Below are 25,364 nucleotides of genomic sequence, written 5' to 3'. Positions count from 1 at the left end.
AAAAAGAAGGTAATATGAGTAAGGTTTTGTTTCTTAAGAATGACATTGGACTTTATATTGTAAATAGGAATATATAGATGTAAATCAAACATATGGAGGGTATTTTAGTGGATCAGATTATCGTAAAAGGCGGCCAAAAGTTAAAAGGAAAGGTACGGGTAGAAGGGGCTAAAAACGCAGTTTTACCTGTATTGGCTGGAGCATTACTCGCTTCAAATGGCAAAAGTATTATTAAAGAAGTACCGAATTTAGCAGACGTCTATACAATTCAAGAGGTTTTAAGAAGTTTAAATGTAACTGTTGAATATTTCCCGGAAAAGAACGAAATGCTGATTGACTCTTCGGCAACATTATCAAGTGAAGCTCAATTTGAATATGTGCGTAAAATGCGTGCTTCTATTTTAGTAATGGGACCGGTTCTTGCACGTAACGGTTTTGCCCGTGTTGCTTTACCAGGAGGCTGCGCGATTGGCTCACGTCCAATCGATCAACACCTAAAAGGATTCGAAGCAATGGGCGCAAGCATTACTTTCGGTAATGGCTTTGTGGAAGCAAAAACTGATGGTCGTCTACGTGGAGCAAAAATCTATTTAGATTTCCCAAGTGTCGGGGCGACTGAAAATATTATGATGGCAGCTGCTTTAGCTGAAGGTACAACAATCATTGAAAACGCGGCTAAAGAACCTGAAATTGTTGATGTGGCTAATTACATTAACGAAATGGGTGGTCGAGTTATTGGTGCGGGTACGGATACAATGCGCATCGAAGGTGTAGAAGAAATGCACGGTGCAGAACATTACATTATTCCAGATCGCGTAGAAGCTGGAACGTTTATGGTCGCTGCTGCAATTACTGAAGGCGATGTAATCATCGAAAACGCTGTGCCTGAACATATGACGGCATTGATTTCAAAAATGAGCGAAATGGGTGTTAATATTGAAGAAACTGAAGAAGGATTGCGCGTTAGTGCAAGTCGTCCACTTCGTTCAATTGATATTAAAACAATGCCTCACCCAGGATTCCCCACTGACATGCAATCTCAGATGATGTCATTAATGTTGACTGCAACTGGCAACGGAGTATTAACAGAAACGGTTTTCGAAAATCGTTTTATGCATGTAGAAGAATTCCGCCGCATGAATGCTTCAGTTAAAATCGAAGGACGTTCAGTTATTATGGAAGGTCCATCGAAATTACAAGGTGCAGAAGTTGCTGCTACAGACTTAAGAGCTGCGGCTGCGTTAATTCTTGCGGGTCTTGCTGCAGATGGAATTACACGCGTTACAGAACTTTATCATTTAGATCGTGGATACGTTGACTTCCATTTAAAACTTGCATCTTTGGGCGCTGATATTGAGCGTGTGAATGCTGATCAAGTAGTAGAAAAAGTTGAGCATTTGGTCTAATATATTCATAACCGGCTTGCGGCGCTGATTACCAGTTCCGCAAGCTTTTTTTATGAAATAAGACAGTTTGAAGATTTTTGTATATACAATCCTTACTATGATAAAATATTCAGTTAAGAGAAGGTTTTGAAAGAAATCTTGATTCGCATAGGTAACGTAGAAAATAGCGACTTACTTAACTGATAAAGCATAACAAATGGCTTAAAAGGGGCGTGGGCTTAATGTTTTCTAAAGACATTGGAATCGATCTTGGTACGGCGAACGTATTAATATATGTAAAAGGTAAAGGAATCATTTTAAATGAACCATCAGTAGTAGCCAAAGACAAAAAAACAGAAGAAATTTTAGCAGTGGGTAAAGAAGCGAGTAACATGATAGGCAGAACACCAAAGCATATTAAAGCAATTCGTCCACTAAAAGATGGTGTCATTCACGACTTTGATGTTACTGAAGCAATGCTTAAACATTTTGTGCAGATTCTAAAATTAAAAGGCTTTATGTCTAAACCCCGTATATTAATCTGTTGTCCAACAAATATTACGAGTATTGAACAAAATGCAATCCGTGAAGTAGCAGAAAAAGCGGGTGCTAAAAAGGTTTACGTAGAAGTCGAGCCCAAAGTAGCTGCTATCGGCGCTGGACTTGATATTTATCAACCAAATGCGAGTATGGTCATCGACATAGGAGGTGGCACTACCGATGTAGCCATTTTATCGATGGGGGACATAGTTGCGAGTGAAACAATTAAAATAGCGGGTGATCGATTTGATCAACAAATTTTGAAGTATGTAAAGGATCATCATAAATTACTGATTGGTGAAAAAACCGCTGAAAAAATCAAAATAGAACTGGGTACTGCGGGTAAGCATCTTGAAGAAAAACAGATGGAAATCCGGGGCCGTGATATTTTGACTGCTTATCCTAAAACCTTAGTCATTAGTTCATTTGAAATTGAACATGCATTAAGAGAATCAGTAGAAGCCATTGTAGAAGCAACACGTGCAGTTCTGGAAAAAACACCACCAGAACTCGCTTCAGATATTATTGAAAGTGGTGCGGTTTTAACAGGTGGTGGAGCAATGCTAAACGGTTTAGATCAATTGTTATCTGAAAAATTACTGATTCCAATTTCCATCGCTGATAACCCGATGGAATGTGTTGTACTTGGCACAGGTTTAATGCTTGAAGCGAAAGAAAATATATTTCGCGCCAAAAAAACAAGGTCAAACAGCAGATAGCAATAATCGTACTTTCTGGTTATAATTATTAGAGTTTAAAATTCGAATTTCATATGAAATTCGAGAATTCAGTAGATGGAAAGGTTGAGAAAGTGAATGACTGAACAAAAGAAAAACTTTTCTCTTCGAAAAAAAGCTAAAAGAGACGTGGTAAAATCAGATAGTCCGAAACGGACATGGTGGGTTCAAATACGTCTATTTCCAATATGGCTACGTATAATCATAGTCGTCGCTTTAATCGCGTTAGCGGCGGTTCTAGGCGCGATGATAGGCTTTGGCGTGATTGGAGACGGAAGTCCGGCCGATGCATTAAAATGGAAAACTTGGCAACACATATTAGATATAATGGGCGGTAAATAAGCATTACATATAGCAGTTTGAAATGTGCGTTGTCCGTTAATATAGGATAAAGGAGATGGATTGATTGTTGACAACTGAACAAATTCAAGCAATTTTACCACATCGCTACCCGTTTTTGATGGTAGATCGTATTTTAGAAATTGAAGCTGGCAAAAAAGCTGTTGGCTTAAAAAATGTATCTGCAAACGAAGATTTCTTCAATGGGCATTTTCCAGGTTATCCAGTAATGCCAGGTGTTTTGATCGTTGAGGCATTGGCACAAGTTGGCGCTGCAGCTGTTTTGCAATTAGAAGCGAATAAAGGACGATTAGCATTTTTTACAGGAATCGATAATTGCCGCTTTAAGCGACAAGTTGTACCGGGCGATCAATTACGTTTAGAAGTTGTTTTAACAAAACTTCGTGGATCAATGGGCAAAGGTCATGCAATTGCGACAGTAGACGGTGAGCTCGCTTGTGAATGCGATATTCTTTTTGCGTTAGGTCCAGTAGCATCCAAATAATATGAAAAAGCTGTTGCCGAGAGTCTTAGAGACTTTCGGCAACAGCTTTTTTTGTGGAATTTTAAATTTTTTACGCTTCGTCTTTACGAAGTCCTGGACGAGTCCGCATATCTGTTTCAAAACGTTCAAGCAACTCTTGTCCTTCAAGTCCATCTTCTAATAGTTCAGAAAGAAGTGTTTCTGCATATTTACGACGGGCGCGTTTTAACGTGCCTTTCATCAATACCGAAACATGGTCTCCCATGATTTTTACATCTTTAACGAAGACTTCAAAAGGGGCAGGTTCGTTTTTTGGATAGGAAATGACCACTTGCACAGCTATTAACTCGTTGCTTTCTTTTAAGCGATCAAAGATTTCTTGATGCGGTAAATCAACGAGCATCTCTAAAATCCACGAACGCTCTTTATTTTCTTGGTTAATGATGATGCCATCGTGTACCGGATAATCAGTCACTTGATCTTCTTTTTCAATACCTAATGACAGCATTTTAAATGTTTTCATGCGGCGATGCCTCCAATACTAGCTTTGTTTCAGTATAGCATATAGAAGATTTTAGAGACGAATGCAAACAGCTACTGAAAATACAAGAGCGTACCAAAAGTGAAATTTGTTTTTAGCTTACATTATAGTGGAATTGAATAAAATCAAGAGAATATAATTCAAAAAATCTTTTAAAATATATCAAAAATGAAATATAGAAGTAGAATATAGACGAAAAATAATTTTTTCGGTTTTGCAAAAAATTCAATCTTCTTAGTATGCTCTAAATAAGGAAAGGGGGTGAAAAAATGAATCAAGTTGGAATTGTAGGTCGTTTGACGAAAGATCCAACAATGCGAGTCATGACCGAAGGACGAATACATACTTCCTTCGTCGTAGCAGTTTCAAGAAACTATAAAAATCAGAAAGGAGAAACAGAAACAGATTTCGTGCTTTGTTCCACCTGGGGAAGGCCAGCTCACAACATCTCCAAATACTGTGTGAAAGGATCACTAGTAGCAGTTACAGGTCGTCTGCAATCGCGCTCCTATGATAAAGAAGACGGCACACGAATTTATGTCACAGAAGTATTGGGCGACCAAATCCGATTCCTCGATAAAAGAAAAACACAAGAAGAAACCACATCTCAGCAGGAAACACCACAAAACGATAGAGACTTCGATTTCCAACCGCCAGAAACTGAACAAGTAAACGCATAGAAAGGAGGCACTTAGCGATGCCAAAAGATGTGCAGCTGCAATTAGAAGTGCATATGGAGCAATTAATTAAACTAACCGCTTTGCTGCATCAACGATTGGCAGAAGCGGAGAGGGAACTAAGTGAGTTAAAAGCGATTTTCTGCTCTGTTCAAAAAGGGTAAGTTTTCATGTCTAAAAGGGGAAATCCGGCCAGGTGGGGACCTGGCCGGATTATTTAACGCTAGTTATAGAGAATAAGTAAAGAGTTCTTTCAAGTCATTATCCGAAAGATCAGTCATCCATTGACTAGATTGAATAAATTCTTCAGACATCGATTGCTTTTGAACCAATAGAGAATCAATTTTTTCTTCAATTGTTCCGATAGTCACAAACTTATGGACATGAACAAATTGAGTTTGACCAATCCGATAAGCTCGGTCGGTCGCTTGATTTTCCACGGCTGGATTCCACCATCTGTCAGCATGTAACACATGCGTTGCGGCCGTTAAGTTCAGACCGGTACCGCCTGCTTTCAAAGACAAGATGAAGATTGGAAACTTCCCAGCTTGGAACTGAGCTACTAACGTATCACGTTGTTGTTTGGGCATGCTACCGGTTAAGAAAGGTACTTCGTGACCATACAACTCGTTAATCGCTTGCTGTAATAAATGACCCATTCCAATATATTGTGTGAAAATCAAACATTGTTCCCCGCGTTCCGCAATTTCCCCGGCCAAGGTCACAATGCGCTCTAGTTTTTGAGAACGAGGAAGAATTTCAGCAGCATTCGTATACGGCTCTTTTAAATAAAGAGATGGATGATTACATAGCTGCTTTAATTTGCTGAGCATTTTCAACACTAATCCTTTTTTCTCAAAACCTGTGAGCGTCTCCATTTTCTGCACCGTGTCTTGAACAAGTCCTTCGTACAGAGCGGCTTGCTCAGGAGTCAGTGGACAATATTCCAGCTGTTCTTGTTTCTCAGGCAAGTTTAACTGCAAGTCCGGATCTTTCTTCGTCCGGCGAAGCAAGAATGGCTGAATTCGCTGACGCAACTTTTCTTTATGTTCTTCAGAATTATCCCGTTCAATGGGAATCATGAAGTTTTCTTGGAATTGTTTAATGCGGTAAAGGTAACCTTTATTGATAAAGTCGAATATTGACCATAATTCAGACAAGCGGTTTTCAATCGGCGTTCCTGTTAAGGCGATGTGGTGATCTCCGCGGAATTTCCGAATCGTACGCGACTGTTTTGTGTACATATTCTTGATATTCTGTGCTTCATCTAGTGTGATGCTTGACCAATGCAAACTTTGCATTTCTTCTCCATCGGAAGAGGCAATGCCGTAAGTAGATAACACCACATCAGGTTTTTCCGCGGCTAAAAAGGCATTAAACTCTTCACCTTTTGGACGAACACTGCCATAATGCGTGACTACTTTTAAATCAGGCGCAAAGCGCTCTATTTCTTTTTGCCAGTTGCCAAGTACAGAAGTTGGACAAATAATTAACGAAGGTTGATCTGGTTTTTTTGCATGAACATGTAGCAAATAAGTAATGAGCTGAACTGTTTTTCCTAAGCCCATATCATCTGCTAAACATAACCCAAAACCTTCTTGACGCATAAATACTAAATAATCAAAGCCGATTTTCTGGTAAGGACGTAGCTCTGTTAATAAGTTTTTTGGTAACGCTGTTTCCGGTAAGTCACGCTTATCAAGAAGTTTATCGAGTAATGTTTTTAACGATCTATTTAAATGAAATTCAACGAGTGGGTCATCTTCTTCAGCTGTTTCCTCAAGCATGATTTCCGGTACGTTTTGGAACAACATATCTTTGATCGTCCAATCAGCATCTTCTGCTTCTTCAATCATTTTCCGCAATTGCATTAACAAATTGGAATCGACACGAACCCATTCATTACCTATACGGATAAATTCCTTGTTCTCAGACACTAAACGCTGAAAATCTTGCATACTCAAATCATGTCCGTTTAACGAAAACTGCCAATCAAAATTGATGATTTGATCAAGTCCGACAACAGATGCTTTTTTAATCGTCGAGTTGACGTTGGCTTTCACACGAATTTTGGATTCTTGAACAGCTTTTAACCAAGAAGGGATCGATACTTCTACTCCAAACGCTTGTAAGATTTCTGCGTCATTACGTAAGAACTCAAGAATTTCTGCATCTGTCCATTCAGTATGATAAAAAAGATCTTCATCAAAGCTCTCAATAGAAGGACATAAGCTTAATAGCAAAGCTTGGCGATTTTTAATATCTGGCGCAAACGAACGCCATTTTTCAGGTAACGCTTTAGGGATAGGTTCATTTGCTCGACGTTTAGAAGGAGACCAGTACACACTGCCTCGTTTAGAGCGCATAACGACTTTAAAAGACCAAAATTCATCTGTATCAGGTTCGCTTAATTGTACGGCGACCACATAATCATCTGCATCCGGCAAACCTTGCCAACCAGCTTGTTGCACAAAACCTTGAATGTAAGGAAGTTGAGCTACCGTTAAGCCTTTTTGACGCAATTGATGCTGAATCGTATCAGCAAGAAATGTTCGAATTTCGTCATCTCCATACTGATCACTAATCACAATACTGTTTTCTTCAACCGATATATGGTCCCATAAATTAGGGTCACTTAAAGAGTCAGCCACTTTTTCAGCCAATTTCAGCCAAGCTTCATCTTCTGCTCGTTGACCAGCAAACGTTACGTAATGATGAGGTTCGTTTTGAAACAACCGCACAAAATCTGCGGGAGTTAATACTAAGTCAAGTCCATCCGTTTGTGCCGTTAAGCCGTAAAAGCTATCTTTATCTAGAAAATACAAATACGATTTCCAGATTTCCGGCGGAATCCGATTGCCAGCTTCATTAGCTGCTTGAATGCGGAAAGATTCTCCACGATCGATGGTTAAATAGTAGAGACGGCTTCCTTCAGTTTGGAATTGATTCATATAAGATTTCCTTTCTCGATCTCTTCCTGGAGTGCACGTAAGCGTTTGTTTTGCTTGCGAATTTCAGTAATATACGCAGTCCAAAACTCCATTTGACCACTTTTTTTACAAGCTGCTTTCATCTTTTTCCAAATTCGTACAGCTTGCTTATAGCTAGGACGATTGCGTTCTTCAAGATAAGAAAGTGCATAACGGTGGAGAAGGGGAAGCACGTAATCAGGTGCTGCACTTTGTACTTCTTTTAAACCGCATTCCTCCGCAAAATACAAAGGAGAATTGTGAAGATGATGCAGTTCTGCCCATTGTTTGTACATTTGTTTTTCAATCAAATATGCAGAGTAGGCTGGCAATCCGTAATGTCCAAATTGCTTAAACAGATCTTCCCAATCTAATTCACTTAATTCAATTTGTGAAAACAATCGGCTAAGTGTCCGAACGTACTGATGACGGTATTGAGTATAGAGGCCTTCAAATAAGAAAGTTCTCACATGAGGCTTGATCGCCAATAAAATATTTGTCAGTGCTTGCAAGTGGTTTTCCTCTTCGGCAAGAACTGCAAGAGTTACCCAGTCATGAGTTTCATTTGGTGAGATTTTTTTAATATCTAGATCGTTTTTTAAAAGAATAGTAAAGAAAGCTTTTAATCGTTCATCAGGATTTTTTAGAGTGACAAGTTCCTTTTCACGTAGTCTACTTGTCGTATACAAATCGGTCCAAAATAGTTGGTAAAGAGAGAATCGTTGTGAAAACGACGAATCTTTCACTTCAATAAATTCACGGACTAAAACTTTTAAATGCTCAAAAAATGCATCTGCTTCAAATGTTCGGTGCTGTACACGAAGCTGGCCAAGCAAGTCACGTAGTTCATGAAGTTCATCATCAAACCATGTTTTGAAGAACGAATGATGAACTTCTTGAGTACCTGAAATAAATGTTGACCATACTTCAGTTAACGAAATAAAATGAGCATATGTACGGTAAAGTACTTTCCACTCACGTTCCAATGGAACATAAGACAAGGCGTTTTTTAAACGGCCATCATACATTTGTTCATAGTAAAAGTAATTACGTGTCGTATAGTCTGGAATGGCATCTCGCCAAATGCTGCGAATTAGCTTGGTCCATTGCTCAGGAGAACGTTTTTCTGATAATAAAGCCATCTGTTTGCTTTCAGGCTCACGCCAAGTAGCTACCCATTCAGATAAAGAACCAATTTTTTGATAAAGCGCGAAAATAACAGCTAACCGATGACGGCACATTTCTTCTTGTGGACAAACACAAATCGCTGTAAGTTTATCGAAGTTAAGTACGACCTTAACTGCATGTGCGTCTTTAACGACCGCTTCAAGCAATAATCGCTCTTCATTAAACGATTGAATTTGAACACCATCGTGCCGCACTAAAAAGACTGCTTTTCGAACCATTTCCTCATCCAACGCGCGCGTTGGTAGAAGTGATTTGTCGATAGCAGCCATATAATTGTGTATTGTATCTTCGAATCTTTTCGCCAGGGATTGAACCGTAGCCATATGCATCGCCCCAAAATAAAACTTTCCCTCTATTATACGTCTTTCAGACAGCTCCGTAAATGATGAAGAGTAGATAGCGCGTAAAGAGCACAATATTCCATAGATTTATTTTTAGAAGGTGATTGTTTTGTGTAAGTTAAATGGTACTATTAGAGTTATAAAGACCTAATTATATTAGTCAAGATAGGAGAATGATCGTTGTTCAATACGTTTATTTTAGAAATCCCTGACTTGCGTTCTGTTTTGCATCCAAAGGACGTTGTGGCTTGGGAAGTAGTCTATGCGAGAGCTGAGTTGGTGTTTGGAAAGATCAGTTGGCAAATTTCATCAGATGGTGATTGTTACAGCATTCAAGACCCACGTTTATTTCCAGATTGTTTAGAGCAGGTCCAAGTCGATTTTAAAATGAACCGAATCGTTTTTTTCAAGCGAGAAATGCCTGATGAAGAATTTCAAAAGTTGGTTCGCTATATAATGGAGAGAGTATCTATACATATCAAACCGAACGAAATGCATTTTATGATTATACCTCCGCGTCATCGTCATCAACGAATGCGTCCACGGAAATAATGTAACCGCTTTCTAAAGCTTGTAAGCTACCTTCTTTAAGTAGTTGATAAGCTTTTTTATTTTGTAAGATTTAAGCGTAGCTCTAATCACTTTAAATAGAGAAAAAATTTCTCCTGAAAAAGATAGATATCAAACTCTAGCGCATAAGCTCATTCAACACCGATTTATTTCTTTTGAAGGTCATGTGTAGTTTGATTATTTTATGGTTTTTGATTTTAAAAAACTCGAAATTACTAATCCTTAAGAATTGAGTGGGAGTAGGTTTTATAGCGTTTTATCCTAAAAAGATATTTAATTGTTAAAAATATGTGACAAAATGGTTTCCGAAACGACTACTATATAAGGAAATTCTTATACGTTTCTATATTCGAAAATAGGATTTTATGCTATAATTAATGTAGTCGGAATATTAAGACAAATATATGAGGGGTGATTATAATGTTGCACGTAAAACTTATGAAGCCGTTCTATACGAAGAAAGAAGGGCATCTAGTTAAATTTGTATTCGCTTATCAGTATTTCTCAATTATGAAAGATGACGAGCTATTTCACTTTATTCCGGTGGAAGGCAAAGAAATTATCGTCAACCTCAATACGTTTCAAGTAGAAAATCTTTCTGAAGTGTTCGTCTTCCAAAAAGGCAATCGCTTTATCCGCTTGCCTCTATACCAATTGTTGCTGGTATCTGATATACACAAACATCTCCAAGCAATACTGCAGGAAGAAAAAGCAGAAGTCATTGAGGTTAATGACCAAACGAGAAAAGAAGCGTCGGATGCCATTCATTTTCTAGAACAGGCAAACTACAATCGCATGATTGATGAAGCGTTAAGTTCAGGAGACCGGGCGATGTTTGATGCATTGTTGGCCGAGCAGCGCGAATCACAACAATTACATGGAGGTTTGTAAAGTGAATATAGCAGCCTATGGATAAAACGTCTTTCCAGATCAAATTGGAAAGGCGTTTTTAGATGCGAAAAAATCCACATTAAAAGCTCTTTTCCAATAAAAATCAGAAAAGAGCTTTTAAATATCTGCGTTATTCATAAGTCACCCCTTACATCAAAGTGTAAAAATTGATAAACAGCATAACTGCTGTAGAGCCAGCCACTCCGATTGCAAGATCTCCCCAACCTAGTTCTAGTACTTTATCGAAATTCATCATCTCTACCCACTCCTTTTTTAAAAGTTTATTACTGGAAGATCTTACTGATAAGTTAAGCGGTTTGCTAACTTGTTTTTAGTATAAATGACTGATTCGTAATAAACATCGTACAAAATAACTAAAAATTCTAAAAAGTATAACAAAAAGATTTTTTTCGTTGATTTCGGTCAACTATCATTAGCTGATCAATTGAACTCTTAAAGCGGTATTGGTACATTGAGTCATAAGAATGCTAAAAGAAGAAGGAGGTTTGTCGATAAAATTTTATTTATCTATGATATGGAAGGTGTGACAGCATTGCCGGATTATACATAAGGTGGTGTAAATGCTTATTCAATGGTGGAAGGATTGGATAGTCGATTTACGGGTGCATTTTTTGCTGGCTATCATGCACGAGCTGGGCAAAAGGTCGCAATGGCTTATTCGATGATTTTGCCGTTCGAACGATGTGGATCAATGATATAGAAGTTGGCGAGCTCAGTTTTAATGCTTACATTGCAGGAGATGATTGTGGGTGTCGAGAAGCAGAAGTGCTTATTCCTTATGTGACTACTGCAGCTGTTAAACAATCGCTGACACGTTCAGCAGTTTGCACACTGCAGCCGAAAAAAGCACACTAACTTCTCCAAGAAAGAACAGTTCGTGCGATTGATAATAAGGAGAATGTGAAACCACATGTGTCACCAGCAAGTCCGCTCTTGAAGTTCGAATTGGAGAAGCCGAACTTGCTACTATGATGCTGATTGTGTGTTAGAAAAAGGGACTACCGTTGTTCAGTTTCAAGCAAAGGATATGTTAGAAGCTTACCGCGCGATGTTGGTTATGACTAAACTCGAAATGCAGACAAAGTTCTGTTAAAGCGGAATTTTATTATTCGACGAGCATTTCAGTTTATACTAGAGAAAGATTAAATGAGTAAAAGGAGTAGATTGTGTGAGAACTTTACCAAAACGATTAAAAAAAGGAGACACGGTAGGGGTTGTTTCTCCTTCGAGTCCACCAAATCAAGAAAACTTAAAAAAAGCATTGCCGTTTTTAGAAGAGCTCGGCTTGAACGTTAAACTTGGCAAATCAGTTTACGAAGTTAATGGCTATTTGGCTGGAACAGATGAAGAACGTTTGGCAGATTTACATGCCATGTTTGAAGATCCCGAAGTGGCTGGTATTTTTTGTGCAGGTGGAGGATATGGAGCTGCACGATACGCAGACCAAATCGATTACGCCATGATTAAAGAAAATCCAAAAGTGTTTTGGGGATATTCAGATATCACTTTCTTACATACCGCAATCGGAGAATACGCAAATTTAGTGACATTCCACGGATCGATGCTAGCGTCAGATGTCGGGAAGCCAGAATTTCACGAGCGCAGCAGACGCATGTTTGGTCAATTATTTGCACCATTTGAATTGCATTACACAGAAGAAGTGTCGCCACTCGAAACAATGGTAGGTGGAGTTGCACAAGGTGAGTTAGTCGGAGGCAATCTGTCGTTAATTCGCAGCGCAATCGGCACGAAGTTCGATTTGGATGTAAAAGGAAAAATTTTGTTGATCGAAGACGTGGATGAAGAACCTGCTGAAGTAGATGAAATCCTCAACCATTTACGCATGGCACGAAAATTTGATGAAGCTGCGGGGATTATTATCGGTGATTTCAAAAATGCGGAACCGAATAAACGCAAGCCGTCTCTGACATTAGACCAAGTATTAAACAATTGCTTTAGCGACTTAAAAATTCCAGTCGTAAAAGGCTTTAAAATCGGTCATTGTGAACCTCATTTTTCTGTGCCACTGGGCGCACTTGCTAAGTTAGATGCAGATGCTAAAACATTAACGATTCTTCCGGGCGTCGAATAACAAAACAAGAACGGAGTGAACAGTTTGTTGCAGACAGAATCCACGGCTTGGGTATGCAATGTTCCAGTTGGAACCGTTTGGACAGCACCAGAAAAGGTGCGTCCAGTTGATGCACAAGGACTTGCAGAACACCCTAATATGAACAATTGGCTGCAAAGTATGAGCTGGGAAGACAAGCAAGACTTGATTAGTAGTAACCGAATCCAAACGCAACTTCTTTACGGGGAACCTGTGTTGATTGAGGAAGTAGTGGACGACTGGGCGAAAATCGTTGCGCTTTGGCAACCATGCCAAAAAGATGAGCGCGGCTATCCAGGTTGGGTGCATGTTAGTCAACTGAAAGAAGTCGGAAACTTAACGGAACTTGGCTATGCTCGCGTTGTGCAGAATAAAGCACAATTGTGGACAGAAAACTTTAAGCCGCTAAAAGTGGTGCCATTTAATACGATGTTACCGGTCAAAGAAGTTGGCGATTTTATTCGACTGCAAACGCCCGATGGTGATGCGTTAATTATGACAGATGCTGTGGAAATCGTTAGTGCTTATAACCAAAGTCCAAATGGAAGCGGATTAGACATCGCCAATCTTGGAGCGAAGTTTTTGGATTTGCCTTATTTATGGGCAGGGATGTCGAGTTATGGATTTGATTGTTCAGGGCTTACATATAATTTAATGAAAGCAAATGGTATTATCATTTCACGTGATGCTGTGGACCAAGTGCTAGATGGAAACAGAGTGGATCCATGGAGCGTCGACTCTTGGCACATTGGCGATTTATTGTTTTTTGCTCACGAGGAAGGCAAAGGGAAAATCCATCACGTCGGCGTTTATTATGGCAATGGCTTAATGCTCCATGCCCCGAAACCCGGAAAGTCCGTTGAAATTATTGAACTCGCAAGAACAAAGCATGAGGTGGAGTTATGTGCAGTTCGCCGATTTGTGGAAATGGAATAAATGCTGCGTTTCTTTAAAGATGAAAGAGAAGGTAATTTGTGCTATAATAGGCAGATAGCGTTTTAAAAAGAGAGGCGTGGTATTGATGGCTTTCCAACCCCATGAAAAAGAAGTATCAGAATTCGTAGCAGCACGCTACATAGGCGAATGGATTTCTTTCACTCGTAACGGAGTCGATGTTAACGGCACCATTTTTAAAATTATGGACAACTCGGTGATTGTTGAAATTTCACCAGAAGACGCAAAAGAAATTGGTGCGGCATCCAACATGACCGTAATTTCACATAAGAAATACCGTATTATCGAAGCATAATTTGATAAAGCAAAAGCTGCTCCTCGTGAGCAGCTTTTTTTATTGTGGGCCCTGGTAAAGTGGGGGGATCTCGATAAGGAGGGCGAACACCCGGGTAAGGGGAGCGAACACTCGGGTAAAGCGAGCGAACACAAGGGTAAGAAAAATGAACACCCGGGTAAGCGAGGTAGATCTCGATAAGAAGGGCGAACACCCGGGTAAGCAAACCGAACACCCGGGTAAGCAAAACCAACCGCAACGCTCCCGTTCAACCGCAATTCTATATCTTTTGGCTCAAACGATTTAAATATTGAAGATTGTCCCATCTAATGCGTTCCAAAGATGACACTTTTTTGGTAAAGTATAGTGAAGCAGAACGTCAATTGCCTTGAAAGGAACTATTCGCATGATATCAGACTTCAGATTTTGGCACTTTTTCCCAAGACAAGGTCAACTTATACATAATATAAAAACGACAGAAATGCGCGATGTTAATAAACGCATTGCATGGATCTTTGCGATTGGCCTATTGGTATTTGCTCTGGGTGAAATTTGGGGCATGAATACCGATTCATTAACGCCAATTCTGGCGGCAGGAATGTGGGATGCTTATACATTAGCGCGCTGGACTTCTCTGGTTGGTACGCTTCTCTGGGCAGGCTTTTATTTGGCTTTTCATCTTTATGGAGCGGCTTTTTTATTCAACAAAATTGTAAAAGTAGCTTGGCGAGCAGCGCTTATTATGCAACTGTATGTGGTTGCTTTGCTAATTATTGAAAAAGGTTTAATTTTCCTATTGTTTGCATTGACCGGCTTTGCGATGTCGGTATCGATTTTCTCGTTTGGACCGATTGCTGCAACGTTCTTAGATCATCAATATTTGATTTATTTCTTTAATCAACTGACGATTTTCACGTCATTAATTATTGCGGTACAATACCGATTTATCCGTAGCTTTACAAAAATCAATCCGAAACTAATTTTATTTGGCTTGATTATGCTCCATATTTTAGTGGCTTTAGTGGTTGCATCGTTTAGTTTGATTCCTACGGACGATATGCTGAGCGGCTTTATGAATGGGGGAAATCTTTTTGAATAGGTTTTATTTTGTGGGATTATCCATCGCGGTTGTGGCTTTTTTGACAGCAAATGCCCTACTTATGTTTGGTGAGAAAAGCATTTTGCCGAAAAGTGTGTACGTTAGCGATTACGAACAAGCTTACGCAAGTACATACAACATCGATTTATTTAAAGAAGCATTGACGGCGCCGCAAGAAACTTTGGAAATTTATGTGCAAGATCACGAAGCACTTCAACAATGGACGGTTCAAGAAGGCGAAGCGGTATCCGCTGGGTCGGAACTTGCTGTTTTAAATGAAGCAGAAACAGCAGGTCAGCGAGCATTGTGGGAAACACAAAAAACGGCGCTAGAAGGTCAGCGAAATGAAGTAAACAGTTCGCTTACTACGCTTGAACAAGCTAGAGCGGCTCAAGGCGGGGTCGTCTCGCGCGATGCGTCTAATAATTCTCAAATTACGAATGAAGATGATGAAGTCATTGATTTTGATGTGAATGTTTCAGTCGGAGTCGCAGTACCACAAGACGGTTCATATGCTGCAGGCATCGCTCAAGCTGAACAAGAACTGGCTTCTATCGAAGCACAATTAGCCGTATTAGAAGCACAATTAGCTCAAAGTCCTTCAAATCCATCAGTCATTAGCCCAGTAGATGGTGTTGTATCTAAAATTAATCGAAATACAGAACCACTAAGCATTGAAATTTATTCAAATGAAAAAGTATTTCTCAGCTACGTTCTCGAGGATGAATGGCCATTAGTTCAAGTTGCAGATCCTGTTAATATTCAAGGTGAAGGCATAGATGGCATTGTTCAAGGAACAGTTCAACGTATTTCTCAAGTACCTGCTGAAAAATCAAAATGGCTTGAAGCTTACCATCAACTAGATCCAAAAGAACAAAACAATCCGCTCGCATTTTATGAAATACAAATCGTGGTTGAATTGCCGGTGGATAATACATTACCGTTTGGCAGTAACGTCAATACAGCAATCACCTTAGAAACAGCTGACAATGCTGTAGCACTTCCAACACCTTGGTTGTTTGATTATGACGGGAAAGTCGGCAAAGCTCATACTTTAAATATTAACGGTCGTCCAAAAATGGTGCCCGTTACTACAGAGTTTGAAAAAGGAACGAAGGCAGTGTTGTCAGAAGGTCCTGAAGCTGGCACGATTGTGATTCATGAAGAGAAACTTGAAGAATTTGTAGCGCCTCCAAAAGTCTTTATGCCTTTCCCGAGTCGTCAACCTGATTTCGAAGTTGCTAAAAACACCTATTGGCGTGCATACGTCGAATATTTACTGGCACGTTAATAACTTATCAACCCGAAAGCCATGGCTTTCGGGTTTTTAGCTGTTTAAAAGCGAGTCAATGGGGTTAATCTAGAGCGAGCAATAGTGTACGATAGATGGAGATTATGAAAAATGGACGAACGGAGTGTATGTGATGGAAGAAACGGATTGGCGTTTTAAAATAGCTCATCGAGAAGCATGGATTGGCGTTGGTTTGGCCATTTTTAATTTTGTTTGGTGGTTTGGTTTTGCTTACGGTTTAGGTTCGCGTCCAGTTGAAGAATATAGTTATGTCTTCGGCTTGCCAGATTGGTTTTTTTATAGTTGCGTGGTCGGCTTTTTACTGATTTCCGTGTTAGTTGTCGTCATCGTGAAGTTCTTCTTTGTAGAAGTACCATTTGATGAAGAGGAGGACGTTCGATGAATTACGCGGTTTTAGTCCCGATGCTCGCTTTTTTATTAATTATCTTTTTTATCGGCTATTGGTCAAGCCGTAAACTGGCGAGTTCATCAAATTTTATTAGTGATTATTTTTTAGGTGGTCGTGAACTTGGTGGCTTTGTACTCGCTATGACAATGGTCGCGACATATGGCAGTGCATCTAGTTTTCTAGGTGGACCTGGAACGGCCTATACAATGGGATTCGGCTGGGTATTGCTCGCCATGGCCCAAGTGGTAACAGGCTATTTCGTGTTAATGATTCTCGGGAAGAAATACGCCATCATGGCGCGTCGCTATAAAGCGATTACGATGATTGATTTTTTGAAAGCTCGATACAATAGTACGATTGTGGTGTTGCTGTCTGCTTTTAGTATTATCGTCTTCTTGTTTTCAGCGATGGCTGCACAATGGATTGGCGGCGCACGTCTCGTCGAATCTTTAACGGGCTTATCGTATAATTCGGCCTTGTTCTTATTTGCAGTGAGTGTGCTGGTGTATGTAACCATCGGGGGATTCCGTGCAGTTGCCCTAACGGATGCAGTGCAAGGAGCGGTCATGCTCGTTGGGACACTGGTTTTATTGATTGCAGTCATTATCGCAGGTGGCGGTATACCAAACATCGTCAATGATTTGATCAATGAAAACCCAAACTTGGTGACGCCATTTGGTGCAGACGGTAATTTAACGGCAGCTTACGTATCATCATTTTGGATTCTTGTTGGTGTCGGCGTTGTTGGCTTGCCGCAAATTGCGGTGCGCGCCATGTCGTATAAAAATTCGCGTTCGATGCACCGTGCATTAATTATCGGTACGTTTGTTACCGGGTTTATTATGCTCAATATGCATTTAATCGGTGTTTTTGCACGTCCCGTAATGCCAGGAATTGAAATTGGTGATAAAGTTATTCCGCTCATCGCACTTGAAACTTTGCCGCCGTGGGTTGCAGGAATCGTACTCGCTGCTCCAATGGCTGCGATTATGTCTACAGTCGATTCTCTATTACTACTTGTTAGTTCGTCGATTGTAAAAGACGTTTACTTGAATTACGTGAAACCCGATGCCACGATCAAAACCATTAAACGGATTTCGTTTGGCGTTACCGGTATACTAGGCATAATTGTTTTCTTGCTGGCCTTAAATCCACCAGAGCTGCTTATTTTCTTGAATTTATTCGCGTTTGGTGGACTAGAAGCGGCATTTATTTGGCCGATTGTTCTCGGTTTGTATTGGAAATGGGGCAATAAATATGGAGCGATTGCTTCAATGGCAACGGGGATATTCAGCTATATTGCGATCCATTTTTACAATATCGAAAATGGCAATTTATTGGGCGTACATACGGTAACGGTGCCTGTGTTATTGTCACTCGTAGCCTTTATCGTCTTTAGCTTATTAATCGAAAGAAAAGCTTATCAATACAATTTAAAATAAGGACTTCTCTACGGAAAGTCGAAAGAAGGTCTGGCGATTGAATAAATGGAAAATTTACGGCATCTTAACGGCTGTAATGATTGTTTGGGGCTTTAATTTATCAGCCGTCAAATACATGTTGGGATACGTAGATCCGGTTACCTTAACAGCTTTTCGTATTTTATTAGCGGGATTATCCGTAATGGCTATACTCGCAAGTATAAAAATGTTACGTTGGCCCGCCAAAAGTGAATGGAAGTTTATTGTTCTCGGCTCGCTACTCAATGTTGTGGCCCATCATTATTTCTTATCCAGTGGTTTGTCGATCACGACCGGCTCAAATGCAGGATTGATTTTAGGGACGGGACCGATGTTAACGGCGGTGCTCGTTTCGCTCATTATGCGCAATTACCCTTCTAAACTGCAATGGCTCGGAGTGGTCGTTGGCTTTGCTGGAGTCGCGGCTACTGTAATGGTTGGCAGTGGGGCTACCTCAGGGTTAAACGTAGGGGATATCTTTGTTTTCATTTCTATATTAGCGCAAGTGTTGAGCTATATTGTCATCGCTAATGCAGCGCGTACACTCGACCCGCGCATTTTGACAGGCTATATGTTTGTAATTGGTTCACTCGTATTGTTTATCATTTCCCTCGTACAAGAACCAGGCGAAATTGCAGCATTCGCGGCAGCGCCAACGTCATTTTGGATCGCTTTTGTATTCTCGGCAATGCTCGGGACAGCAGTTGGCCATATGCTGTACAATTACTCAATTGGACAGGCAGGACCAACAAAAGCGGCGATTTTTATGAACTTGAACACCTTATTTTCATTAGTAGGAGCAAGTGTATTATTAAATGAAAAAATTACCTCTGGTCACATATTTGGATTAGTGCTCATTGTAATTGGTGTACTATTTGGTTCCGGCGCAGCAGAGGACATATTGAAGAAACGTAAAAAACGGCTCTCACCTTGAGTCGTTTTTTTTATGGAATAATGTCGATAGAAAGTTATTTTGTTTCGAATATAGGATTTTTTTCTCATCCTCTTTTTATTTGGGCAACAAATAACTATAATAAGAACAAGATAGATAAATAGCTTTAAGCAACTAGAGGAGTGAAAAGCCGTGGCCACATTATGGGGAACGCCAGAGAAATTACAGGAATTATTATGTGAACTTGTCAGCTGGAAAAGCATGACCTTAACAGATGGAGAAGTAGAGTTTGCTTATAAGTTAAAAGACAAATTGATGGAGCTGCCATATTTTCAAGAAAACCCACAATATATTGGCATGGGAGAAGTGAATTGGGGACGCCAAAGCGTGACAGCTCTTTATAAACATCCTGAAGCTGTTGAAACCATTGTCTTACTAAGTCATTTTGATACGGTTCACACAGGGGAATATGGCGACTTGGAACCTTTAGCATGCAGCCCGAAAGAATTAGGCGAAGCTTTTAAACGTATTCGTGACGAACTAGATGCGGACACATTAAAGGACCTTGATTCAGACGAATACTTATTCGGCCGCGGCACGATGGATATGAAAGCGGGACTTGCGCTTCATATGTCATTAATTGAAAAAGCCTCTATCGAAAAATGGCCAATTAATTTGTTGCTTCTAACCGTTCCAGACGAAGAGGTAAACTCAGCAGGTATGCGTTACGGTGCTTCCCGATTACTTGACCTTGAGCGTGAGCACGGTTTAGAATATATTTTATTCTTAAACGGTGAACCTGTCTTTGGAATGAAACCCGGAGATACATCTCATTATTTATATACAGGATCTATTGGGAAAATCATGCCATCCGCTTTGTTTTATGGCAAAGAAACCCATGTTGGGGAACCTTTATCAGGCATCACATCAAGCTATATCTCAACATACTTAACTCATCGCATGGAGTGGAACACCAGCTTTAAAGAAGTCGTTTACGGAGAAACCACACCTCTGCCAGTAACACTAACGCAACGTGATATGAAATTAGAATACTCAGCACAAACGCCATACCGCACTTCAGCGATGTACAACGTCTTCACGATGGAACGCAACGCAGAAGAAGTTTTCGACATTTTCGAAAACATCGCAATCGAAGCCGCAGCTCATTGCGAACGTGACTACCACGCCATGTGCGAACGTGAAAACATCGAACCAGTCGGCGGAATCAACGTTATGCGCTACGAAAAACTAATGGAATACGCACGCAATAAATTCGGTCACGACTACATCACAGACTTATTACACGACACATTAATAATGCCTGATTTAGACATTCGCGAAAAATCAATGCACGTCACAGACATCTTGCTGATCAACTGCCAAGAATTGACGCCGGCAATGGTATTAATGTTTGCACCACCTTATTACCCATCCGTCAATTCATCCGAAAACGAACTCGTTAAACGTTGCGTCGAACAAGTCACAACAAATGCCAAACAAAAATTCGACCTCGATGTTAAACAAGGTCATTACTTTAACGGCATCTCAGACTTGAGCTACGTCAGCTATAACGACCAAAGTGACGGATGGATCGCTTACGAAAACAACACACCCGTTTACGGCGATTCCTACAGCATTCCATTCCAAGCCATGAAAGAGCTCAAGGCACCCGTCCTAAACGTCGGCCCTTACGGAAAAGATGCGCATAAACGCACAGAACGCTTGCACATCAAAAACACATTCGAAGAAATGCCGGTACTACTAGAAGAAATGATTCTTTCAATACCCGTGAAAAGTCGCCATTAAGGCGGCTTTTTTTGTTGGGATTGCTTTAAAGAGATTGAGTTCGGATGGGGAGTGGATGCATGTAAAGAAATAAAAAATTCATGTAAGAGTGCGGAAAATTCATGTAAAGAGCTCAAAAGTTCGGGTAAGCGGAGGAAGGTCATGTATAAAGAAGATCGCTCATGTTTTGGGGCTTTTCGCTGGCGAAAAGCCGTTCTTGGGCATATTGGTTTTTGGGGGGTGGATGAGAGTCATTTTTATAGAAATTTCAAATAGAAATGCCGACTCACTCACTCCAAATACAATATTTGCTCCGTATATTCACATCAAAAATGAAATTTGGATATAAATGGCAAAAACCTTGAAGACCTGCTAAACTAATAAAAAAGGAGGGAGTCTATGATTATTAAACACCGGGAAAAACCAGCTAAAATTGCAGGTTATGAAGCGTTATTAAAGAGAATTTCACCTACTCATCCCAAACGTGCTGCAGTGAAAAATAGTCTTAACAATGCGAGAGCGGGTTTTGGTGGTGAAGAGCGGTTAGACGAAGCGCTCGACTTTTTCGACCCACCTTATGCATACCAACTTATCCAAGATTTTTCATTGCCCGCACCGTACAAGTTACAGGTCGATACCGTTTTGATTACACAAAGCTGTGTGATTTTGCTTGAAGTCAAAAACATTACAGGGAAGCTTCAATTCAAACAAAATCCAAGCGCGCTCCATTCTGTTTTGCCAGATGGAGAAATTAGGAGCTATAAAAGTCCCATCACACAAATGAACGAAACGGTGATGCGTATGGGGAAATTTTTGAGAACACTGAGATGCCAGTTGCCTATCTTTAGCATTATCGTTATATCGCACCCTTCGCAAATTGTTGAAAACACACCACCAGATTCCCACATTTTAGCAGTAGGTGAACTCAACTTTTACCTTTCTAAATTAAATTTGTCAAAGACAATCATTTCTATTGAAGAACTCCACCAGCTCGGTAACGCACTCCTCGCAGCACATGAAGACTATCAACCTTTTCCGCTCGCTCCCAAATTTCAAATCAACCCAACTGAAATCGAAACAGGCGTTTTTTGTCCACGTTGCCATTTCGGGAAAATGATCAGAACTCAAATAGCCTGGGAATGCGAAACGTGCAGACTCGTCAGCAGAAATGCCCATGTTGTAACGCTACAAGAATGGTTTATGCTAATAAAACCCACCATTAACACAGCCGAATGTCGTGATTTTATCGGATTCAAAAATTTAGAAACGGCTAAACGATTTCTACTTAACAACAATTGTCAGCCAGTAGGTGGACGCAAACATCGTAAATATATCTATCACCCACTTCATAAGTGAAAAGGGTAAACGCCAGCACCATTTCGATAAAAAGTGCAAACACCCGGGTAAAGCGGGCGAACACCCGGGTAACACGAACAAACACCCGGGTTAGCCAGATCTATCTCGATAAAAAGAGAGAACACCCGGGTAACACGAACGAACACCCGGGTAAGCCATAAGCCCAATCAAACCCACAATCTATTTAAATCCACCCCGCTCCTGTACAATCAAACTATTAAAGTATATCCATCAACCCAAAGGAGACCATCATATGAACATCGAGCAGCAAATACTTGAGTATTTTAACCATTTTCATACACATCCAGAAGTGAGTTGGCAAGAAGTCGAAACGACCAAAAAACTAGCAGCGATCATGACGGAACTAGGTGTGAAACATCACACGTTTCCAGATGTGACAGGTTTAATTGCTGAAATTGGTGAGGGGAAAGAAGTGGTGGCGGTGCGCGCAGATATTGATGCGCTTTGGCAAGAAGTCGATGGCAAATTGCAAGCCAATCATTCGTGCGGACACGATGCCAATATGTCGATGGTGCTTGGCGCATTGCTGTATTTAAAAGATGAAAAACTGACGAAACGAGTACGTTTTATTTTTCAACCAGCAGAAGAGGTAGGCAACGGATCACTTTCGATGATTGAGCGCGGAGCAATTGATGAAGTGTCGCATTTATACGGCGTACACCTCCGACCAATTGAAGAATTGCCATTTGGTCAAGTAACACCTGCACTTCATCACGGGTCGGGAATTTTCTTAAGAGGGAAAATTACGGGAGTTGATGCGCACGGGGCACGTCCGCACCAAGGGAAAAATGCCATCGACGTGATTGCAGCCATTCATCAATTCGTGAAATCTATTTATTTCTCTCCGTTTGAATCGTATTCGGCAAAGCTTACGCATATTCAAACAGGTGGCGACAGCTTGAACATCATTCCAGGAAGCGCAAATTTTGCGATGGATGTTCGTTCGCAGTCGAACGAATTGATGAAACATCTTCAGCAAAAAATTAACGATGGGTTAGCCAACATAGCAAAATTACACGAAGTTGAAATTGCGTTCGAATGGACGGATTACACACCAGCCGCTGAAGTATCAGAAACAGCGATGCAAATTGCGGATGCAGCGATTCGTGAAACTTTAGGAGACGTGGCACCCGCGGCACCCGTTCATACGACCGGCGCTGACGATTTTCATTTTTACACGATTAAAAAGCCTGAGTTGCATGCAGCGATGATTGGTGTTGGTGCTGATTTAACACCGGGACTTCACCATCCAAACATGAGCTTTAACCACGAGGCGCTTGATATAGGTGCGCGCGTGTTAGCAAATACCGTGAAAGCAACTCAATAAGAAAAAACTTAAAATACTAAAAATTCTTATATGAGAAAAACACATGATAAAATAATAAAGCCGACATCCGAGACCCTCTTTTGCTAGAGGGTCTCATTTTTATATATGTTGGAAAAGAACGTTTTTTGCGTTAACAAAAAGGGTATTGAATACAAGTTTATTGAAAAAGGGGAGAAGTAGAATGGATGCTTTCTTAAATGGAATCACCTGGTTCGTTGATAACGTCAATACGTTGCTTTGGACATACATACTAATTGCACTTCTTATGGGCCTTGGCCTTTACTTTACCGTTCGCACTCGTTTTGTTCAGATTCGATTATTTGGAGAAATGTTCCGTGTAATCACAGAAAAAAAGGATGGAGATAGCGGGATATCAGCTTTCCAGGCCTTCACAATTTCTACTGCGTCACGCGTAGGAACAGGGAATATTACCGGAGTTGCACTGGCAATTGCTATTGGCGGACCGGGAGCGGTTTTCTGGATGTGGATGGTCGCGATCATCGGGATGGCTACTGCTTTTGTCGAAAGTACATTGGCACAAGTTTACAAAGTCCGTGATGGAGAACAATTCCGTGGTGGACCTGCTTATTACATGGAAAAAGCACTCGGTAACCGCAAACTAGGTATTGTCTTTGCGATTCTATTAACATTAGCATTCGGATTTATTTTCAACTCTGTTCAATCAAACACGATTGCTCAATCATTTGAAGACGTTTTTAATATTCCAGATTGGTCGATTGGAATCGGGCTTGTTTTATTAACGGCAATCGTTATTTTTGGTGGCGTCAAACGGATTGCTAGAGTTACACAAGTCGTCGTGCCGGTTATGGCAACGATTTACATCATCGTAGCGTTATATATCATCATTATGAATATTACCGAAATTCCAGCAGTCTTCACACTTATTGTGAAAAGTGCTTTCGGCTTAGAAGAAGCAATCGGCGGCGGTATTGGTGCTGCTATTATGCAAGGTGTCCGTCGCGGCTTGTTCTCAAACGAAGCCGGTATGGGTTCTGTACCTAATGCCGCAGCATCTGCCAACGTTTCGCATCCTGCCAAACAAGGACTTGTTCAAAGTTTAGGCGTTTTCTTCGATACAATCGTTATTTGTTCGGCAACTGCTTTTATTATTATCTTGGCAGGCCTTTACTCAACGAGTGAACAAATCGGGATTTTGCTGACGCAAGATTCGTTAGATGTTCATCTTGGTAGCTGGGCTCCTTACTTTTTAGCAGTAGCTATTTTGTTCTTTGCCTTTAGTTCGATCATCGGCAACTACTATTACGGTGAAACGAATATCGAATTTATCAATGCGCATAGTGCATGGTTAACTGCTTACCGTTTCGGTGTACTTGCGATGGTAATGTTCGGTGCACTTGCTCAAGTTCAATTGGTTTGGAATATGGCTGACTTATTTATGGGCTTCATGGCGGTACTCAACTTAGTTGTCATTGCGTTACTTGGTAAAACCGCCTTTAAAGTACTGGAAGATTACACAAGCCAACGTAAAGCTGGAAAAAACCCAGAGTTTTTTGCAAAAAATATCCCCGGTTTGAAAAACACAGAATGCTGGGGCGAAGGCGAAACTCGCCACAAATAATAAGATCAAAAGCCCTTATTGCGCTTGCGCAATAAGGGCTTTTTTTGTCGTAATACGTGTAATTTTTCATCAAGTGATGTAACGGGTGAAATAGATGATTTGG

General features: G+C 40.5%; 24 protein-coding genes and 1 pseudogene. 22 read left to right on the top strand and 3 right to left on the bottom strand.

Features of this window, described 5'->3' with window-relative positions:
* The first annotated feature begins 107 nt into the window (after positions 1 to 107).
* The 4 genes from murA to fabZ all read left to right on the top strand — a co-directional run bounded on the left by murA (position 108) and on the right by fabZ (position 3,506).
* On the top strand, positions 108 to 1,406 hold the full coding sequence (murA, locus tag PLANO_RS12130) for a UDP-N-acetylglucosamine 1-carboxyvinyltransferase (RefSeq protein WP_038704703.1): 1,299 nt from the start codon (positions 108 to 110) through the stop codon (positions 1,404 to 1,406).
* 221 nt (positions 1,407 to 1,627) lie between these two features.
* Complete coding sequence (locus tag PLANO_RS12125) at positions 1,628 to 2,644, top strand: rod shape-determining protein (RefSeq protein WP_038704702.1); 1,017 nt, start codon at positions 1,628 to 1,630, stop codon at positions 2,642 to 2,644.
* A gap of 96 nt (positions 2,645 to 2,740) precedes the next feature.
* Complete coding sequence (locus tag PLANO_RS12120) at positions 2,741 to 3,004, top strand: DNA-directed RNA polymerase subunit beta (protein ID WP_038704701.1); 264 nt, start codon at positions 2,741 to 2,743, stop codon at positions 3,002 to 3,004.
* Between the two features lie 64 nt (positions 3,005 to 3,068).
* A complete protein-coding gene (fabZ, locus tag PLANO_RS12115; protein WP_038704700.1) occupies positions 3,069 to 3,506 on the top strand; it encodes a 3-hydroxyacyl-ACP dehydratase FabZ in 438 nt (145 codons plus the stop codon).
* Between the two features lie 70 nt (positions 3,507 to 3,576).
* Here fabZ and PLANO_RS12110 read toward each other — a convergent pair whose 3' ends face one another.
* A complete protein-coding gene (locus PLANO_RS12110; protein WP_038704699.1) occupies positions 3,577 to 4,008 on the bottom strand; it encodes a YwpF family protein in 432 nt (143 codons plus the stop codon).
* A gap of 287 nt (positions 4,009 to 4,295) precedes the next feature.
* On the opposite strand from PLANO_RS12110, the gene PLANO_RS12105 reads away from it, so the two are divergent.
* Together PLANO_RS12105 and PLANO_RS16115 are read left to right on the top strand one after the other, a co-directional pair.
* Positions 4,296 to 4,706, top strand: coding sequence for a single-stranded DNA-binding protein (locus tag PLANO_RS12105; protein WP_038704698.1), 411 nt, complete (start codon positions 4,296 to 4,298; stop codon positions 4,704 to 4,706).
* Positions 4,707 to 4,723: 17 nt separating this feature from the next.
* Positions 4,724 to 4,867, top strand: a complete 144-nt coding sequence (locus PLANO_RS16115; protein WP_197053091.1) for a hypothetical protein — start codon at positions 4,724 to 4,726, stop codon at positions 4,865 to 4,867.
* 63 nt (positions 4,868 to 4,930) lie between these two features.
* Here PLANO_RS16115 and PLANO_RS12100 read toward each other — a convergent pair whose 3' ends face one another.
* Together PLANO_RS12100 and PLANO_RS12095 are read right to left on the bottom strand one after the other, a co-directional pair.
* The gene (locus PLANO_RS12100) at positions 4,931 to 7,654 is read right to left on the bottom strand and encodes a DEAD/DEAH box helicase (protein WP_038704697.1); all 2,724 of its coding nucleotides are present in this window, start codon (positions 7,652 to 7,654) and stop codon (positions 4,931 to 4,933) included.
* Positions 7,651 to 9,183: a hypothetical protein gene (locus tag PLANO_RS12095; protein ID WP_038704696.1), complete on the bottom strand. Its 1,533-nt coding sequence runs from the start codon at positions 9,181 to 9,183 to the stop codon at positions 7,651 to 7,653. The genes PLANO_RS12100 and PLANO_RS12095 overlap by 4 nt, the downstream gene beginning before the upstream one ends.
* Before the next feature lie 198 nt (positions 9,184 to 9,381).
* Here PLANO_RS12095 and PLANO_RS12090 point away from each other — a divergent pair, with 198 nt between their 5' ends.
* From PLANO_RS12090 to PLANO_RS12020, 16 genes and pseudogenes are all read left to right on the top strand, one after another.
* On the top strand, positions 9,382 to 9,753 hold the full coding sequence (locus PLANO_RS12090) for a hypothetical protein (RefSeq protein WP_038704695.1): 372 nt from the start codon (positions 9,382 to 9,384) through the stop codon (positions 9,751 to 9,753).
* A 438-nt stretch (positions 9,754 to 10,191) separates the two neighbouring features.
* Entirely contained in the window at positions 10,192 to 10,662 is a 471-nt protein-coding gene (locus tag PLANO_RS12085; protein ID WP_038704694.1) for a hypothetical protein, read from the top strand.
* A 583-nt stretch (positions 10,663 to 11,245) separates the two neighbouring features.
* Positions 11,246 to 11,383, top strand: a pseudogene (locus PLANO_RS16245) (M55 family metallopeptidase); the annotation flags it as partial.
* Positions 11,365 to 11,538 (top strand): M55 family metallopeptidase, encoded by a 174-nt coding sequence (locus PLANO_RS16240; RefSeq protein ID WP_081976660.1) that lies wholly within the window; start codon positions 11,365 to 11,367, stop codon positions 11,536 to 11,538. The pseudogene PLANO_RS16245 and the gene PLANO_RS16240, both read left to right, overlap by 19 nt.
* Before the next feature lie 313 nt (positions 11,539 to 11,851).
* A complete protein-coding gene (locus PLANO_RS12075) occupies positions 11,852 to 12,775 on the top strand; it encodes a S66 peptidase family protein (protein WP_038704693.1) in 924 nt (307 codons plus the stop codon).
* Positions 12,776 to 12,790: 15 nt separating this feature from the next.
* Positions 12,791 to 13,729, top strand: coding sequence for a C40 family peptidase (locus PLANO_RS12070; protein WP_231554723.1), 939 nt, complete (start codon positions 12,791 to 12,793; stop codon positions 13,727 to 13,729).
* A gap of 85 nt (positions 13,730 to 13,814) precedes the next feature.
* The gene (locus tag PLANO_RS12065; RefSeq protein ID WP_008433044.1) at positions 13,815 to 14,042 is read left to right on the top strand and encodes a DUF2187 family protein; all 228 of its coding nucleotides are present in this window, start codon (positions 13,815 to 13,817) and stop codon (positions 14,040 to 14,042) included.
* Positions 14,043 to 14,427: 385 nt separating this feature from the next.
* Positions 14,428 to 15,120: a hypothetical protein gene (locus PLANO_RS12060; RefSeq protein WP_038704691.1), complete on the top strand. Its 693-nt coding sequence runs from the start codon at positions 14,428 to 14,430 to the stop codon at positions 15,118 to 15,120.
* Complete coding sequence (locus PLANO_RS12055; RefSeq protein ID WP_038704690.1) at positions 15,113 to 16,411, top strand: efflux RND transporter periplasmic adaptor subunit; 1,299 nt, start codon at positions 15,113 to 15,115, stop codon at positions 16,409 to 16,411. Before PLANO_RS12060 ends, PLANO_RS12055 begins: the two co-directional genes overlap by 8 nt.
* Before the next feature lie 133 nt (positions 16,412 to 16,544).
* Positions 16,545 to 16,814, top strand: a complete 270-nt coding sequence (locus tag PLANO_RS12050) for a YhdT family protein (protein ID WP_038704689.1) — start codon at positions 16,545 to 16,547, stop codon at positions 16,812 to 16,814.
* Positions 16,811 to 18,262, top strand: coding sequence for a sodium/pantothenate symporter (gene panF, locus PLANO_RS12045; protein WP_038704688.1), 1,452 nt, complete (start codon positions 16,811 to 16,813; stop codon positions 18,260 to 18,262). Before PLANO_RS12050 ends, panF begins: the two co-directional genes overlap by 4 nt.
* Before the next feature lie 37 nt (positions 18,263 to 18,299).
* Positions 18,300 to 19,214: a DMT family transporter gene (locus tag PLANO_RS12040; protein WP_038704687.1), complete on the top strand. Its 915-nt coding sequence runs from the start codon at positions 18,300 to 18,302 to the stop codon at positions 19,212 to 19,214.
* 150 nt (positions 19,215 to 19,364) lie between these two features.
* A complete protein-coding gene (locus PLANO_RS12035) occupies positions 19,365 to 20,978 on the top strand; it encodes a M20/M25/M40 family metallo-hydrolase (RefSeq protein WP_038704686.1) in 1,614 nt (537 codons plus the stop codon).
* A 378-nt stretch (positions 20,979 to 21,356) separates the two neighbouring features.
* Entirely contained in the window at positions 21,357 to 22,313 is a 957-nt protein-coding gene (locus PLANO_RS12030; RefSeq protein WP_038704685.1) for a nuclease-related domain-containing protein, read from the top strand.
* A 253-nt stretch (positions 22,314 to 22,566) separates the two neighbouring features.
* The gene (locus PLANO_RS12025) at positions 22,567 to 23,661 is read left to right on the top strand and encodes an amidohydrolase (protein WP_038704684.1); all 1,095 of its coding nucleotides are present in this window, start codon (positions 22,567 to 22,569) and stop codon (positions 23,659 to 23,661) included.
* Between the two features lie 181 nt (positions 23,662 to 23,842).
* Positions 23,843 to 25,261, top strand: coding sequence for an alanine/glycine:cation symporter family protein (locus tag PLANO_RS12020; protein ID WP_038704683.1), 1,419 nt, complete (start codon positions 23,843 to 23,845; stop codon positions 25,259 to 25,261).
* Positions 25,262 to 25,364 lie beyond the last annotated feature (103 nt).

This window comes from Planococcus sp. PAMC 21323 (assembly GCF_000785555.1).
In the GTDB taxonomy this organism is placed as follows: Bacteria; Bacillota; Bacilli; order Bacillales_A; family Planococcaceae; genus Planococcus.
The sequence above is the reverse complement of the archived record's forward strand: the minus strand, read 5'-3'. Positions and strand labels throughout refer to the sequence as shown.

Excerpts from the sequence above, each read along its gene's own strand:
- PLANO_RS12125 (WP_038704702.1), top strand. The coding sequence starts at position 1,628 with ATGTTTTCTAAAGACATTGGAATCGATCTTGGTACGGCGAACGTATTA.
- PLANO_RS12120 (WP_038704701.1), top strand. The coding sequence starts at position 2,741 with ATGACTGAACAAAAGAAAAACTTTTCTCTTCGAAAAAAAGCTAAAAGA.
- PLANO_RS12110 (WP_038704699.1), bottom strand. The coding sequence starts at position 4,008 with ATGAAAACATTTAAAATGCTGTCATTAGGTATTGAAAAAGAAGATCAA.
- PLANO_RS12105 (WP_038704698.1), top strand. The coding sequence starts at position 4,296 with ATGAATCAAGTTGGAATTGTAGGTCGTTTGACGAAAGATCCAACAATG.
- PLANO_RS16115 (WP_197053091.1), top strand. The coding sequence starts at position 4,724 with ATGCCAAAAGATGTGCAGCTGCAATTAGAAGTGCATATGGAGCAATTA.
- PLANO_RS12100 (WP_038704697.1), bottom strand. The coding sequence starts at position 7,654 with ATGAATCAATTCCAAACTGAAGGAAGCCGTCTCTACTATTTAACCATC.
- PLANO_RS12095 (WP_038704696.1), bottom strand. The coding sequence starts at position 9,183 with ATGGCTACGGTTCAATCCCTGGCGAAAAGATTCGAAGATACAATACAC.
- PLANO_RS12085 (WP_038704694.1), top strand. The coding sequence starts at position 10,192 with ATGTTGCACGTAAAACTTATGAAGCCGTTCTATACGAAGAAAGAAGGG.
- PLANO_RS16240 (WP_081976660.1), top strand. The coding sequence starts at position 11,365 with ATGTGGATCAATGATATAGAAGTTGGCGAGCTCAGTTTTAATGCTTAC.
- PLANO_RS12065 (WP_008433044.1), top strand. The coding sequence starts at position 13,815 with ATGGCTTTCCAACCCCATGAAAAAGAAGTATCAGAATTCGTAGCAGCA.
- PLANO_RS12060 (WP_038704691.1), top strand. The coding sequence starts at position 14,428 with ATGATATCAGACTTCAGATTTTGGCACTTTTTCCCAAGACAAGGTCAA.
- PLANO_RS12050 (WP_038704689.1), top strand. The coding sequence starts at position 16,545 with ATGGAAGAAACGGATTGGCGTTTTAAAATAGCTCATCGAGAAGCATGG.
- panF (WP_038704688.1), top strand. The coding sequence starts at position 16,811 with ATGAATTACGCGGTTTTAGTCCCGATGCTCGCTTTTTTATTAATTATC.
- PLANO_RS12030 (WP_038704685.1), top strand. The coding sequence starts at position 21,357 with ATGATTATTAAACACCGGGAAAAACCAGCTAAAATTGCAGGTTATGAA.
- PLANO_RS12025 (WP_038704684.1), top strand. The coding sequence starts at position 22,567 with ATGAACATCGAGCAGCAAATACTTGAGTATTTTAACCATTTTCATACA.
- PLANO_RS12020 (WP_038704683.1), top strand. The coding sequence starts at position 23,843 with ATGGATGCTTTCTTAAATGGAATCACCTGGTTCGTTGATAACGTCAAT.